The following is a 13,572-nucleotide window of genomic DNA, read 5'->3' on the forward strand; positions in this document are numbered from 1 at the left end:
CCTGGTTCTCTTCGGTAACCAGTCGTTACGGTGATCCTCGGCCGCGCGACGACCGTCCACAAGGAGGCAGTTCGATGTCACTGACGCACACCGCGGTAACCACCCCCGCCGAGCTCGAATCGTGCGGGCGGCAGGATCATCCGGACTGCGGGATCCGGGACGTGCTGGACCGGATCGGCGACAAGTGGTCGGTCCTGGTGATCGTCGAACTCGCGGGCGGGCCAAGAAGGTTCAGGAATTTGCAACGCGCCGTCGAGGGCATCTCGCAGCGGATGCTGACGCTGACCGTCCGGCGGCTGGAGCGCGACGGGCTGGTGCTGCGCACGGTGTATCCGACCGTCCCGGCGCAGGTGGACTACCGGCTGACGGAGACCGGCGCGGGCCTGACGCACCTGGTGAAGGCGCTCGCCGACTGGTCGTTGGCGCACCGCGCGGTGATCGCCGAGGCCCGGCACGCGTACGACCTGCAGCACCCGGAGAACGAGATCCGGTGACCCGGGAGGGCAGCGGCGAGCCCTCCCGGGCGGTCGGTCAACCGGAGGTCGGGCGGTCCCGCGCGGACGGCCGGGCGGCAGGGCGCATTCCCCTTGCCCGGGCGGCCTCCGCGGCCTCCTCGGCGGCCAGCAGGTCCAGCACCTCGCCGGCCGGGCCGGGCCGGGCGGAGGCGGTCAGGACGGCGCCGGCGAAGGTGGTGCTGATGCCCGCGTCGCCGGGTAGCGGGCCGACCACGCGCACCCCGGGCAGGTCCATCAGTTCGCTGTGCTGCTGGAAGGCGAGGTCGGCTTCGCCGGAGGCGAGCAGCGTGCCGGCCGGCACCCCGGGCGGTGCCTGGACCAGGCGGTCCCGGAGCGCCTCGGCGAGTCCCTGACGGTTGATCAGCTCGAGCACGGCGGTGCCGCTCGGGCCGGTCGAGTAGGCGATCCGACGGGCCGTCAGCAGTGCGGCCCGCAGGGCCTCCTGGCTGTCGAGGGCCGGTGCCGGGGAGCCCTCGGGGACGGCGGCGACCACCTGGGAGACCCACAGCGGGCGGGCCGTCGCGGCGAGCACCAGACCCTCGGCCGCGAGCGCGGCCAGCGCGTCCTCGGCGAGCACCAGCACGTCGCCCGCCGCCCCTTCCCGGACCCGCCGGGCCACCTCCACGCCGCCTGCCGACTCGAACCGTACCGGCATGTCGTGCGCACGCCCGATCCACTCGGACAGCTCGGCCAGGATCGGCCGGGTCGCCATCGAGGACAGGCCGACGATCTCTTCGTCCACGTCTGCTCCTTGCGTCCGGCAGATGCTACGACGGGCGATCGGGCTGTTCAACGGCGGTCTGCGACACTGCGCGGTTGACTTCCTCCCCGGCCTGAAGGCCGGGGGTATCCACGAAAGGACCCTGATGAACACCACCCCGAGCACCGCCGCCGGAAAGGTCCTGGACGTCCTGGCCGTCTTCGACCGCGAGCACCCGGTGCTGACCCTGTCGGAGATCGCCCGGCGGGCGGGCCTGGCCGTGAGCACCGCGCACCGGGTGGTGTCCGAACTCGCGGCGTGGGGCGCGCTGGAGCGGTCCGAGGACGGCTCCTGGCACGTGGGACTGCGGCTGTGGGAGGTCGCCTCGGGCTGCCCGCGGACGCAGATCCTGCGGGACGCGGCGCTGCCGTTCATGCAGGACCTGTACGAGGCGACCCACGAGAACATCCAGCTCGCCGTGCGCGAGGGCACCGAGCTGGTCTTCGTGGAGCGGATCGCCGGGCACCGCTCGGTGGAGCTGCTGACCATGGTCGGCACCCGGTTCCCGGTGGCGTCGACGGGCATGGGCCGGGTGTTGCTGGCGCACGCGCCGGCCCAGCTCCAGGAGGAGGTGCTCGGCGCTCCGCTGCCGGCCTGGACGCCCCACACCGTCACCGAACCGAGGACGCTGCGGGCGCAGTTGGACCTGATCCGCCGCGAGCAGGTCTTCGTCAGCGACCGGCAGTTGTCGCAGAGCACGGTGGCGGTGGCCGCGCCGGTGCGGATCGGGCGGGACGGGCCGGTGAGTGCCGCGCTGGGCATCGTGATCGCGGCGCGGGACGCGGACCGGGCCCGGGGGCTGCGCGAGCCGCTGCTGCGGGCGGTGGGCGCGATCTCGGCGGAGCTCGGCCGGCGGGCCCGCACCGGGCGATGAGCAGCCGGTACCGCGCCGGGCGGTGAGCAGCCGGGACCCCGCCAGGCGGTGAGCAGCCGGTACCCCGCCCGGCGGTGAGCAGCCGGTGCCACGCCGGGCGATGAGCAGCCGGTGCCACGCCGGGCGATAAGCAGCCAGGCCCGCACCAGGCGGTGAGCAGCCCGTGCCACGCCGGACGGTGAGCAGCCAGGCCCGCACCAGGCGATGAGCAGCCGGTGCCCCGCCAGGCGGTGAACAGCCAGGCCCGCACCAGGTGGTGAGCAGCCGGTACCCCGCCAGGCGGTGAGCAGCCAGGCCCGCACCAGGCGATGAGCAGCCGGGCCCGCACCGGACAGTGCGCAGCAAGCTTTCCGCCTGACGGAAAGCCGGGAGACCGGCCGCGGGTCGGGCTGCCAGCGTTCGGGGGAGGAAATCCCCCGCCGCTGTCCTGGAGATGCCATGGCCGACGCCATCCCCGCCGCCTCGATCGACACCGTCACCCGGGCCCCCGTCGCGATCGTCGGCGCCGGTCCGGCCGGTCTGATGCTGGCTCACCTGCTGGGCCGCGCCGGGGTGGAGGCCGTCGTCCTGGACACCCGGACCCGGCACGAGATCGAGACCACCCAGCGGGCCGGCATCCTGGAGGCCGACGTGGCCCGGGACCTGGTGGAGACCGGGGTCGGTGACCGGATCCTGCGCGAGGGCCACGAGCACACCGGCGTCGAACTGCGCTTCGGCGGCCGGGCGCACCGGATCGACTTCCAGGGCCTGGTGGGCGCCTCGACCTGGCTCTACCCGCAGACCGACGTGTTCATCGACCTGGCCGACGCCCGCGAACGCGACGGCGGCACCGTGCACTTCGGGGTCCGCGACACCGAGGTGCTGGACGTCGACACCGCGGCGCCCAGGGTCCGCTGGACGGCGCCCGACGGCACCCGGCACGAGGTGCGGGCCCGGTACGTGGTCGGCGCGGACGGCTCGCGCAGCATGTGTCGGGACCTGGTGCCGGAGCGGAGCCGGGTGCGCTACGGGCGCGAGTACCCGTTCGCCTGGTTCGGCATCATGGCCGCGGCCCCGATGAGCTCCCCCGAACTCGTCTACGCCCACTCCGAGCAGGGTTTCGCGCTGATCAGCCAGCGCACCGACACGGTGCAGCGGATGTACTTCCAGTGCGATCCGCAGGACTCGGTGGACGCCTGGACGGACGACCGGATCTGGCAGACGCTCCAGGCCCGGGTGGCGGGCGAGGACGGCTTCCGGCTCCAGGAGGGGCCGGTGCTGGAGAAGAGCGTGCTGCGGTTCCGGTCGTTCGTGCAGGAGCCGATGCGCTGGGGTTCGCTGCTGCTGGCGGGCGACGCGGCGCACACCGTTCCGCCGACGGGGGCGCGCGGCCTCAACCTGGCGCTGCACGACGTGAAGGTGCTCGCCCCGGTGCTGCTGCGGGCGCTCGGCGCCGAGGGGGCGGCCGCGCTGGACGACTACCAGCCGCGCGCCCTGGCGCGGGTGTGGCGCGCCCAGCACTTCTCGTCCTGGATGACCAGGCTGCTGCACCTGCCGCCCGGCGCGAGCGCCTTCGACCTGCGGCGCCAACTCGGCGAGCTGGACAGCGTGGTGGGCACCCGAGCGGGTCGCGGCTACCTGGCCGAGCAGTACACCGGCTGGCCAACCCGGGGCTGACCCGGACCGCTGACGCCCCATCGAAAGAGGACCTTCACGTGATCATCGACTGCCACGGCCATTTCACCACTGCCCCGCCTCAGCTCGCCGCCTGGCGCGAGCGCCAGCTCGCCGCCCTCGACTCGCCGTCCGACGCGCCCGACCCGGCCGGGCTGCGGATCTCGGACGACGACCTGCGGGCGGCGATCGAGCCGAACCAGCTGCGGCTGATGGACGAGCGCGGCACCGACCTGACGGTGTTCTCGCCGCGGGCCAGCTTCATGGCGCACCACCTCGGCGACTTCGCGGTGTCCGCCGCCTGGGCGCGGATCTGCAACGACCTGGTGCACCGGGTCAGCACGCTCTACCCCCGGCGCTTCGCGATGGGCGCGATGCTGCCGCAGTCCCCCGGCGTCGACCCGGCGACCTGCCTGCCGGAGCTGCGGCGCGCGGTGGAGGAGCTGGGCGCCGTCTCGGTGAACCTCAACCCCGATCCCTCGGGCGGGCGTTGGACGGCCCCGCCGCTGACCGACCGGTCCTGGTACCCGCTGTACGAGGCGCTGGTGGAGTACGACGTGCCGGCCATGATCCACGTCAGCACCTCGTGCAACCCGGCGTTCCACACCACCGGCGCGCACTACCTGAACGCGGACACCACCGCGTTCATGCAGCTGCTCCAGGGCGACCTGTTCGCGGACTTCCCGACGCTGCGGTTCGTCGTTCCGCACGGCGGCGGCGCGGTGCCCTACCACTGGGGCCGGTTCCGCGGGCTGGCGCAGGCCCTCGGCGGGCCGCGGCCGGAGGACCTGCTGGGCCGCAACGTCTTCTTCGACACCTGTGTCTACCACCGGCCGGGCATCGACCTGCTGATGTCCGTCGTCCCGTCCGAGGGCGTGCTGTTCGCCAGCGAGATGATCGGCGCGGTGCGCGGGGTCGACCCGCTGACGGGCCACCACTTCGACGACACCCGGCGGTACGTGGACGCCACCGACCGGCTCTCCGACGAGCAGCGGGCGGCCGTGTACGCCGGCAACGCGCTGCGCGTCCACCCCCGACTGGCCGCCCGCCTCGCCGCGTCCGGCCGCTGACCCCCAGGAGCGATGCACATGCACACCGAACTCGGTGTCGTCCGCACCACGATCGAACGGCCCGATGCGGCCGCGGTGGCCGCGCTGTCGGCGTTCGGCACGGCGACCGTCCACGAGGCGATGGGCCGCACCGGCCTGACCCGCCCCTACCTGCGGCCGGTGTACCCGTCGGCGCGGCTGTGCGGCCCGGCGGTCACGGTGCTGCTCCAGCCCGGCGACAACTGGATGCTGCACGTCGCGGCGGAGCAGATCCGGCCCGGCGACGTGGTGGTGGCGGCCTGCACGACGGAGAGCGAGGACGGGTTCTTCGGCGAGCTGCTGGCGACCTCGTTCCGTTCCCGGGGCTGCGCGGGCCTGGTGATCGACGGCGGCGTGCGGGACGTCGCGGACCTCGCGGCGATGGACTTCCCGGTGTTCTCCCGGGCGATCAACGCGCGGGGCACGGTGAAGGCGACCCTCGGTTCGGTCAACGTGCCGGTGGTGTGCGCCAACGCGCCGGTGCGCCCGGGCGACGTGGTGCTGGCGGACGCCGACGGCGTGGTGGTGGTGCCGCGCGAGCGGGCCGCCGAGGTCGCCGAGGCCTCCGCCCGGCGGGAGGCGGCCGAGGCGGGCAAGCGCGAGCGGCTGCGCGCGGGCGAGCTGGGCCTGGACATGTACGGCATGCGCGGCCCGCTCGCCGCGCTCGGACTGCGCTACGAGGACTGAGCCATGACGACCGATCAGCAGAAGACCCCCGGCTGGCTGGACTGGCACCCCTCCCCCGCCCGTCCGGCGCTCGCCCTCCCGGCCGGCGCGGTGGACGCGCACTGCCACGTGTTCGGCCCCGCCGCGCAGTTCCCGTACGCGCCGGAACGCAAGTACACGCCGTGCGACGCCTCCGCCGAGCAGCTGTTCGCCCTCCGCGACCACCTGGGCTTCGCCCGCAACGTGATCGTCCAGGCGACCTGCCACGGCGCCGACAACCGCGCCCTGCTGGACGCCCTGCACCGCTCCGGCGGCCGGGCCCGCGGCGTGGCCACCGTCAGGCCGGGGGTGAGCGACGCCGAGCTGCGGGAGCTGCACGCGGCCGGCGTGCGCGGGGTGCGGTTCAACTTCGTGCGCCGCCTGGTCGACGTGACGCCCCGCGCCGAGCTGTGGGACGTGGTGGAGCGGATCGCCCCGCTGGGCTGGCACGTGGTGCTGTACTTCGAGGCGGCCGACCTGGCGGAGCTGCGCGAGTTCTTCCTCTCCATCCCGGTGCCGCTGGTGATCGACCACCTGGGCCGACCGGACGTCTCCAAGGACCCGGACGGCCCGGAGTTCGCCGGGTTCCTCTCCTTCCTGCGCGCCCGGGACGACATCTGGTGCAAGGTCAGCTGCCCGGAGCGCCTGTCGCTCACCGGCCCGCCGGCCCTGGACGGCGAACGGGACGCCTACCGGGACGTGGTGCCGTTCGCCCGCCGGGTGGTCGAGGAGTTCCCCGACCGGGTGCTGTGGGGCACCGACTGGCCGCACCCCAATCTGAAGGACCACATGCCGGACGACGGCCTGCTGGTCGACTTCCTCCCGCACATCGCCCCGACCGAGGAGCTGCGCCGGCGGCTGCTGGTCGACAACCCGAACCGCCTCTACTGGCCTTCCTCGGAAAGGAGTTGACGACCATGGCAGTCGACCGCACGTACCGGCTCGTCCCCGGGACCACCATCTTCGACGCCGACCAGTCCGCGAAGGGCTACCACCTCAACCAGTTCTGCATGTCGCTGATGACGGCCGAGAACCGGGCCGCGTACCTGGCCGACGAGCGCGGCTACCTGGACGCCTGGCCGCTGCGCGAGGCGCAGAAGCAGGCGCTGCTCGACCGGGACCTGAACGCGGCGATGCGCGAGGGCGGGAACATCTACTTCCTCGCCAAGTGGGGTGCCACGCTGGGGTTCTCGTTCCAGCAGATGGCGGGCTCGATGACCGGCATGACCGAGCAGGAGTACCGGGACATGATGGTCTCCGGCGGCCGCTCGGCCTCCCTCCCCGGCAACCGGATCGACCGCGCGGTGCTGGAGGCCGCCCACGCCGACCAGTCGCCACCGGCGGCACACGCCGCCGTCTCGGCCGCCGTGTTCACCTCGCACGTCCCGGCGATCGGCGCGGCGATGGACCACGGAAAGACCGAAGAACCGTACTGGCAGCCGGTGTTCGCCGGGTACGAGCACTCCCGGCAGTGGGCCCGGGAGAACGTCCCCGACGTGGTGATCCTGGTCTACAACGACCACGCCAGCGCCTTCGACCTCTCGCTGATCCCGACGTTCGTCCTGGGCACCGGCGCCGCCTATCCGACCGCCGACGAGGGCTACGGCCCGCGCCCGGTGCCGGGCATCGAGGGCGATCCGGAGCTGGCCGCGCACCTCGCGCACTGCCTGATCCGGGACGACTTCGACCTGACACTGGCCAACGAGATGCCCGTCGACCACGGGCTGACGGTGCCGCTGTCGCTGATGTTCGGCGACGTGGAGCGGTGGCCGTGCCGGGTGATCCCGTTCCACGTCAACGTGGTGCAGTACCCGGTGCCGTCCGGGGCGCGCTGCTTCGCGCTCGGGCGGGCGCTGCGCCGGGCGATCGAGTCCTACCCGCGGCCACTGAACGTGCAGGTCTGGGGCACCGGCGGGATGAGCCACCAACTCCAGGGCCCCCGCGCCGGGTTGATCAACCGGGAGTGGGACAACGCGTTCCTGGACCGGCTGGTCGCCGACCCGGCGGGCCTGGCCCGGGTGCCGCACCTGGAGTACGTCGAGGAGGCCGGCTCGGAGGGCATCGAGCTGGTGATGTGGCTGATCGCCCGCGGCGCGCTGAGCGACATCGACGACGGCGGCCGGGTCGACGTCGAACACCGCTTCTACCACGTACCGGCGTCCAACACCGCCGTCGGCCACCTGATCCTGAACAACCACCCCCGCCTCAAGGAGAACTGAGATGACCACCCAGCAGCCCCTGCGGATCGCCCTGGCCGGCGGCGGCGCGTTCGGCGCCAAGCACGCGGCGGCCCTGCGCCGGATCGAGGGCGTGGAGCTGGCCGCCGTGGTCTCCTCCTCCCCGGAGAGCTCCCGCAGGTTCGCCGCCGAGCAGGGCGTCGACCGGGCGGCCGGCAGCCTGGACGAGGTCCTGGCGATGGACGACGTGGACGCGGTGATCCTGGCCACGCCGACGCCGCTGCACGCCACGCAGACCCAGGCCTGCCTGGCGGCGGGCAAGCACGTGCAGGTGGAGATCCCGGTCGCCGCCTCGCTGCCGGACGCCGAGGCCTGCGTGGCCGAGGCGGAGCGCACCAAACTGGTGGCGATGGCCGGGCACACCCGCCGGTTCAACCCCAGCCACCAGTGGGTGCGCCGACGGATCACGGCGGGCGAGTTCGCGATCCAGCAGCTCGACGTGCAGACCTACTTCTTCCGCCGCACCAACCTCAACGCCCTAGGCCAGAAGCGCAGTTGGACCGACCACCTGCTGTGGCACCACGCCGCGCACACCGTCGACCTGTTCGCCTACCAGACCGGTTCGCCGATCGTGCAGGCCAACGCGATCCAGGGGCCGGTCCACCCGGAGCTGGGCATCGCGATGGACATGTCGATCCAGCTGAAGGCGGCGACCGGCGCGATCTGCACCCTCTCGCTCTCCTTCAACAACGACGGCCCGCTGGGCACGTTCTTCCGCTACATCGGCGACACCGGCACCTACCTGGCCCGCTACGACGACCTGTTCACCGGCGCGGACGAACCCGTCGACGTCAGCGGAGTCGACGTCTCCCTGGACGGCATCGAACTCCAGGACCGCGAGTTCGTCGCGGCGATCCGCGAGGGCCGCGAACCCAACGCCTCGCTCGCCCAGGTACTGCCCTGCTACCGCACCCTGGCGGCCCTGGAGCGGCAGCTCGCATGACGGCGTGAACCGCCCCGGGCCCGGGCCGCGCTCTGCGGCTCGGGCCTGCGCGTCCCTGCCGTCGGCCCGGGCCGCACGAACCGCCGCCACGCAGGGGCGCGTCGGAGATTCTTGACGCGTCGGACTTTTCCGACACATAGTGGTGGTCATGCGAACCGATGTGTTCGGCGCGTTGGCCAACCCCGTGCGCCGCCGACTGCTCGAAACCCTGCGGGAGGGTCCTCGCTCCACCGGGGAGCTGGCCGGCCTGTTCGAGCTCGGGAGGCCCGCGGTGTCCGAGCACCTGGCGGTGCTCCGAGCCTCCGGGCTGGTGAGCGAGGAACCGCGCGGACGGCACCGCTTCTACCGCCTCGAACCGGCGCGGCTGGCCGAGGTGGGCAAGTGGCTGCATCCGTTCGAGCACTACTGGAAGCAGCGCCTGGAAGCGCTGTCCGATCTCCTGGCCGAGGACGACGAGACGTGACCGAGAACAACACCATCACCTGCGAGAAGTTCCTGCCCCACCCGCCGGCGGCGGTGTGGAAGGCCCTGACCGACCCCGGGCTCCTGGCCCGCTGGTGGGCCGCCGGGGACATCAGGCCGGTCGTCGGTCACCGCTTCGCCCTCGACATGGGCAACTTCGGCAGCCAGCCCTGCGAGGTGACCGAGGTGGACGACCAGCGGCTGCTGGCCTACCGGTTCGCCGAGGGCTCGCTCGACACCACCATCACCTGGGCGCTGCATCCCGAGGGCCGGGGAACCCGCCTCGTCCTCACCCACGCGGGCTTCGACCTCGGCTCCCCGATGGGCAGGCAGGCATTCGACGGCATGGGCCACGGGTGGCCGCACGTCCTGAGCCGGCTCGACTCCGTCCTCGGCGACGCCTCTCCGTCCGTGTGACACGCAGACCGACGAGGCGTCGGGACCGGAAGGTCCCGACGCCTCGTCATTTTCGTTGGTCAGGCGTAGAACCGGGAGACGCTCTGCAGCACCGCGGCCGGCTTGGTGGCGCCCTCGATCTCCACGGTGCCGTCCACGGTGATCTGCACTCCGCCCGGCACCTCCTCGACCTCGGCGAGGCGGGCGAGCAGGCGGATGCGGGAGCCGACCTTGACCGGCGAGGGGAAGCGGACCTTGTTCAGGCCGTAGTTGACCTTGGTGGTGACGCCCTCGACCTCCAGCAGTTCGGTGAACAGCGGGATGAACAGCGACAGCGTCAGGTAGCCGTGCGCGATGGGGGCGCCGAACGGGCCGGCGGCGGCCCGCTCGGGGTCGGTGTGGATCCACTGGTGGTCGTCGGTGGCGTCCGCGAAGGTGTCGATGCGCTGCTGGGTGACCTCCAGCCAGCGGCTGGTGCCGAGGTCGGCGCCGGCCAGCGACTTCAGCTCGTCGAGGCCGTTGACGGTGAGTGCCATGGGTGTTGCCTTTCGGTGGGTCAGCTGCCGTGCCGGGCACGGAGCCGGTGCTTGAGGATCTTTCCGGAGGCGGTGCGCGGCAGTTCCTCCGCGAGCACCACCGATTTCGGGAGCTTGTACTTGGCGAGCACCCCGGCCAGCGCGGCGAGCAGCGCCGCGGGGTCGAGGTCCGCCCCGGCCTCGGGGACCACCACGGCCCGGCCGACCTCGCCCCACTTGGCGTCGGGGACGCCGTAGACGGCGCACTCGGCGACGCCGGGCAGGGCGAGCAGGGCGTCCTCCACCTCGGCGGGGTAGACGTTCTCGCCGCCGGAGATGTACATGTCCTTGAGCCGGTCGGCGATGGTGACGTAGCCGTCGTCGTCCGCCCGGGCGGCGTCGCCGCTGCGGAACCAGCCGTCGTGGAAGGACTGCGCGGTGGCCTCGGGCAGGCCCCAGTAGCCGGGGCCGACGTTGGGCCCGTGGACCAGGAGTTCGCCGATCTCGCCCGGCGCGGCCGGCCGGCCGTCGGGGGTGAGCAGCCGCACGTCGGTGAAGAAGTGCGGGACGCCCGCGCTGCCGGCCTTGGCGGCGGCGTGTTCGGCGTCCAGGAAGAGCACGCCGGGTGCGGTCTCCGTCATGCCGTAGCCCTGGAGGAAGGCCAGGCCGCGCCGCAGGTAGGTGTCGATCAGCGTGGTCGGCACGGGGGCGCCGCCGCAGTTGAGGACCCGCAGGCTGCTCAGGTCCGCGCTCTCCCAGCGTTCCTGAGCGGCGATCAGGTGGTACATGGTCGGCACGCCGAACAGGTGGCTGATCCGCTCGCGTTCGATGATCTCCAGCGTCGCGGCGGGGTCGAAGGACTCCACCAGGTGGCAGGTGCCGCCCTTGAGCAGGACCGGCAGGGTGAGCATGTTGAGGCCGGCCGTGTGGAACAGCGGCGCGCTGACCAGGGCCCGGTCGTCGGCGGTCAGGTCCACGTCCACCAGCACGTTGTACGCGTTCCAGGTCAGGTTGCCGTGGGTGAGCACGGCGCCCTTGGGACGGCCGGTGGTGCCCGAGGTGTACATGATGATGCAGGTGTCGTCGAGCGTCACCGGCTCGTCGATCGGGGTGGGATCGGCGGTCAGCAGCGCCTCGTAGGCGGGGCCGACCTGCACCGTCAGCGACGGGCCGGCGCCCACCAGGCCCGCGCAGTCGGGGGCGTGGATCAGCGCCTTCGCCCCGCTGTCCGCCAGCTGGTGGGCGATCTCGGGTGCGGCGAGCCGGGTGTTCAGCGGGACGAAGACCGCGCCGAGCAGGCCGGTGGCGAACAGGGTCTCCAGGAAGGCGGGGTGGTTGGGCCCCAGGTACGCCACCCGGTCGCCGCGGCGCAGTCCGGCGGCGCGCAGGGCCTGGGCGAGGCGGGTGGTGCGGTCGGCCAGCTGGGCGTAGCTGACGGTGTGTCCGTGGTGGACGAGTGCGGTGCGGTGCGGGGTCTTCCGGGCCCGGCGGGCGGGCCAGGAGCCGATTCCCTCGTTGCGCATGGGCGGTTGGGGCCCTCTCAGCTCAGCCCGAGCAGCCGGGCGGCGTTGTCCTTGAGGATCTTCGGCCGGACCTCGTCCTTGATCGGCAGCTTCGCGAAGTCGGCGAGCCAGCGGTCGGGGGTGAGGACCGGGTAGTCGGAGCCGAACAGCACCTTGTCCTTGAGCAGCGTGTTGGCGTACTGCACCAGCTGCGGCGGGAAGTACTTCGGCGACCAACCGGAGAGGTCGATGTGCACGCCGGGCTTGTGGGTGGCGACGGCCAGCGCCTCGTCCTGCCAGGGGAAGGACGGGTGGGCGAGGACGATCTTCAGGTGCGGGAAGTCGGCGGCCACGTCGTCCACGTGCATCGGGTTGGCGTACTTGAGCCGGATCCCGCCGCCGCCGGGGACGCCCGCGCCGATGCCGGTCTGGCCGGTGTGGAACAGCGCGACGGTGCCGGTCTCCTCGATCAGCTCGTACAGCGGGTAGGCGAGCCGGTCGTTGGGGAAGAAGGCCTGGATGCTCGGGTGGAACTTGAAGCCCTTGACGCCGAACTCCTCGACCAGGCGCCGGGCCTGCCGGACGCCCGCCTTGCCGCGGAACGGGTCGATCGAGGCGAACGGGATCAGCACGTCGGCGTTGGCGGCGGCGGCCTCGGCGATCTCCTCGTTGGGGACGGGCGGGCGTCCGGTGGCGTGTTCGGCGTCGACCGTGAACACCACGGCGGCCATCTTCCGCTCCCGGTAGTACGCGGCCATCTCGGCGACGGTGGGCTTGCGGTCGCCGGCCACCTTGAAGTAGCCGCTGGAGGCGTCGTTCAGTTCCTCGTCCAGCGAGGCGTGGCCGTGCGCGGAGACCTCGGCATGGGTGTGGACGTCGATCGCGGTCAGCTCGGCGAGGTTCACTTCGCGCTCGCGGGGACGACCGGGGCGGGGATGCCGACGCTCTGCGGTTCGCGGCCGACCGAGCCGGCCCAGACGGCGGCGATCGTCTCGGGGCTCCAGCCGCCGTCGGCGTACGCGGTCGCCACTTCCTGCGGGTGCGACCACAGGGCGAGCTTGTCGCCGCCGATGCCGATGCACTGGCCGGTGATGCCGGCGGCGGCGTCCGAGGCGAGGAAGGGCAGCAGCGCGGCGCAGTCCTCGGCGGTGCCGAAGCCCTCGCCCTTGCGCAGGAAGTCCGGCAGCGGCGCGCCCTGCTTCATCGCCTCGATGTAGGGGGCGAAGGCGGGGATCGTCTCGGTCATCGCGGTGGCGGCGACCGGGACGACGGCGTTGACGGTGATGCCGGCCCGGCCGAGCTCCATCGACCAGGTGCGCACCATGGCGGCGATGCCGGCCTTGGCGGCGGCGTAGTTGGTCTGCCCGAAGTTGCCGCGCTGCCCGGCCGGGGAGCCGATCATGATCAGCCGGCCGCCGTCGCCCTGCTCGCGCATCCGGACGGCGGCGGCGCGGGCGCAGGTGAAGGTGCCGCGCAGGTGGGTGGCGATGACGGCGTCGAAGTCGTCGTCGGTCATCTTCCAGAGCACCTTGTCGCGCAGGATGCCCGCGTTGGTGACCATCACGTCGAGCCGCCCGAAGGCTTCGACGGCCCGGTCCACCAGCAGTTGGGCGGCTTCGGCGGTGCCGACCGCGGCGGCCTGGGCGACCGCCCGGCCGCCGGCGTCCCGGATGGTGGCGGCGGCCTGCTCGGCGGTGTCGGCGTCCAGGTCGTTGACCACGACGGCGGCGCCGGCGTGGGCGAGGGCGGTGGCGTAGGCGAGGCCGAGGCCGCGCCCGCTGCCGGTGACGACGGCGACCTTGCCGGTGAGGTCGAGGGGCTTGGCCGGGGTGGCGGAGGATTCGTTGCTCATGGCCATTGAAGCTAAGAACAATGATTGCTCTTGTCAATGATTGCTGAGGACCCAGATTTCCGGGCATGAT

At 72.7% G+C, this 13,572-nt stretch carries 15 protein-coding genes; 10 read left to right on the top strand and 5 right to left on the bottom strand.

Translation table 11 applies throughout. The features are described 5' to 3' along the window. Positions 1 to 74: 74 nt before the first annotated feature. Positions 75 to 494 (top strand): winged helix-turn-helix transcriptional regulator, encoded by a 420-nt coding sequence (locus ACGFWJ_RS25220; RefSeq protein ID WP_392953456.1) that lies wholly within the window; start codon positions 75 to 77, stop codon positions 492 to 494. Positions 495 to 531: 37 nt separating this feature from the next. Here ACGFWJ_RS25220 and ACGFWJ_RS25225 read toward each other — a convergent pair whose 3' ends face one another. Then, entirely contained in the window at positions 532 to 1,257 is a 726-nt protein-coding gene (locus tag ACGFWJ_RS25225) for a substrate-binding domain-containing protein (protein WP_392953459.1), read from the bottom strand. A gap of 124 nt (positions 1,258 to 1,381) precedes the next feature. On the opposite strand from ACGFWJ_RS25225, the gene ACGFWJ_RS25230 reads away from it, so the two are divergent. From ACGFWJ_RS25230 to ACGFWJ_RS25270, 9 genes are all read left to right on the top strand, one after another. Continuing rightward, positions 1,382 to 2,149, top strand: a complete 768-nt coding sequence (locus ACGFWJ_RS25230; protein ID WP_387642741.1) for an IclR family transcriptional regulator — start codon at positions 1,382 to 1,384, stop codon at positions 2,147 to 2,149. Positions 2,150 to 2,587: 438 nt separating this feature from the next. Further along, positions 2,588 to 3,805 carry a 4-hydroxybenzoate 3-monooxygenase gene (locus ACGFWJ_RS25235; RefSeq protein WP_392953463.1) on the top strand — a complete coding sequence of 406 codons (1,218 nt, stop codon included), beginning with the start codon at positions 2,588 to 2,590 and terminating at the stop codon, positions 3,803 to 3,805. Between the two features lie 38 nt (positions 3,806 to 3,843). After that, a complete protein-coding gene (locus ACGFWJ_RS25240) occupies positions 3,844 to 4,872 on the top strand; it encodes an amidohydrolase family protein (protein WP_392953465.1) in 1,029 nt (342 codons plus the stop codon). An 18-nt stretch (positions 4,873 to 4,890) separates the two neighbouring features. After that, positions 4,891 to 5,577 (top strand): 4-carboxy-4-hydroxy-2-oxoadipate aldolase/oxaloacetate decarboxylase, encoded by a 687-nt coding sequence (gene ligK / locus ACGFWJ_RS25245; protein WP_392953468.1) that lies wholly within the window; start codon positions 4,891 to 4,893, stop codon positions 5,575 to 5,577. Positions 5,578 to 5,580: 3 nt separating this feature from the next. Further along, the gene (locus ACGFWJ_RS25250; protein ID WP_392953470.1) at positions 5,581 to 6,507 is read left to right on the top strand and encodes an amidohydrolase family protein; all 927 of its coding nucleotides are present in this window, start codon (positions 5,581 to 5,583) and stop codon (positions 6,505 to 6,507) included. 5 nt (positions 6,508 to 6,512) lie between these two features. After that, positions 6,513 to 7,814, top strand: coding sequence for a protocatechuate 4,5-dioxygenase subunit alpha (gene ligA, locus ACGFWJ_RS25255; protein ID WP_392953472.1), 1,302 nt, complete (start codon positions 6,513 to 6,515; stop codon positions 7,812 to 7,814). A gap of 1 nt (position 7,815) precedes the next feature. Beyond that, a complete protein-coding gene (locus ACGFWJ_RS25260; protein WP_392953475.1) occupies positions 7,816 to 8,775 on the top strand; it encodes a Gfo/Idh/MocA family oxidoreductase in 960 nt (319 codons plus the stop codon). A gap of 148 nt (positions 8,776 to 8,923) precedes the next feature. Continuing rightward, entirely contained in the window at positions 8,924 to 9,238 is a 315-nt protein-coding gene (locus ACGFWJ_RS25265) for an ArsR/SmtB family transcription factor (protein WP_392953477.1), read from the top strand. Next, positions 9,235 to 9,654: an SRPBCC domain-containing protein gene (locus tag ACGFWJ_RS25270; protein ID WP_392953480.1), complete on the top strand. Its 420-nt coding sequence runs from the start codon at positions 9,235 to 9,237 to the stop codon at positions 9,652 to 9,654. Before ACGFWJ_RS25265 ends, ACGFWJ_RS25270 begins: the two co-directional genes overlap by 4 nt. A gap of 59 nt (positions 9,655 to 9,713) precedes the next feature. Here the strand turns inward: ACGFWJ_RS25270 and ACGFWJ_RS25275 are convergent, their stop codons facing one another. The 4 genes from ACGFWJ_RS25275 to ACGFWJ_RS25290 are packed head-to-tail and all read right to left on the bottom strand — an operon-like array spanning position 9,714 to position 13,508. Then, positions 9,714 to 10,169, bottom strand: coding sequence for a MaoC family dehydratase (locus ACGFWJ_RS25275; RefSeq protein WP_387642750.1), 456 nt, complete (start codon positions 10,167 to 10,169; stop codon positions 9,714 to 9,716). A 20-nt stretch (positions 10,170 to 10,189) separates the two neighbouring features. After that, positions 10,190 to 11,671, bottom strand: coding sequence for a long-chain fatty acid--CoA ligase (locus ACGFWJ_RS25280; RefSeq protein WP_392953483.1), 1,482 nt, complete (start codon positions 11,669 to 11,671; stop codon positions 10,190 to 10,192). Between the two features lie 17 nt (positions 11,672 to 11,688). Continuing rightward, on the bottom strand, positions 11,689 to 12,555 hold the full coding sequence (locus ACGFWJ_RS25285) for an amidohydrolase family protein (protein WP_392953485.1): 867 nt from the start codon (positions 12,553 to 12,555) through the stop codon (positions 11,689 to 11,691). Further along, positions 12,552 to 13,508, bottom strand: a complete 957-nt coding sequence (locus tag ACGFWJ_RS25290; RefSeq protein ID WP_392953488.1) for an SDR family NAD(P)-dependent oxidoreductase — start codon at positions 13,506 to 13,508, stop codon at positions 12,552 to 12,554. The genes ACGFWJ_RS25285 and ACGFWJ_RS25290 overlap by 4 nt, the downstream gene beginning before the upstream one ends. Positions 13,509 to 13,572 lie beyond the last annotated feature (64 nt).

The organism is Kitasatospora sp. NPDC048407 (assembly GCF_043200475.1).
Taxonomy (GTDB): Bacteria; Actinomycetota; Actinomycetes; order Streptomycetales; family Streptomycetaceae; genus Kitasatospora.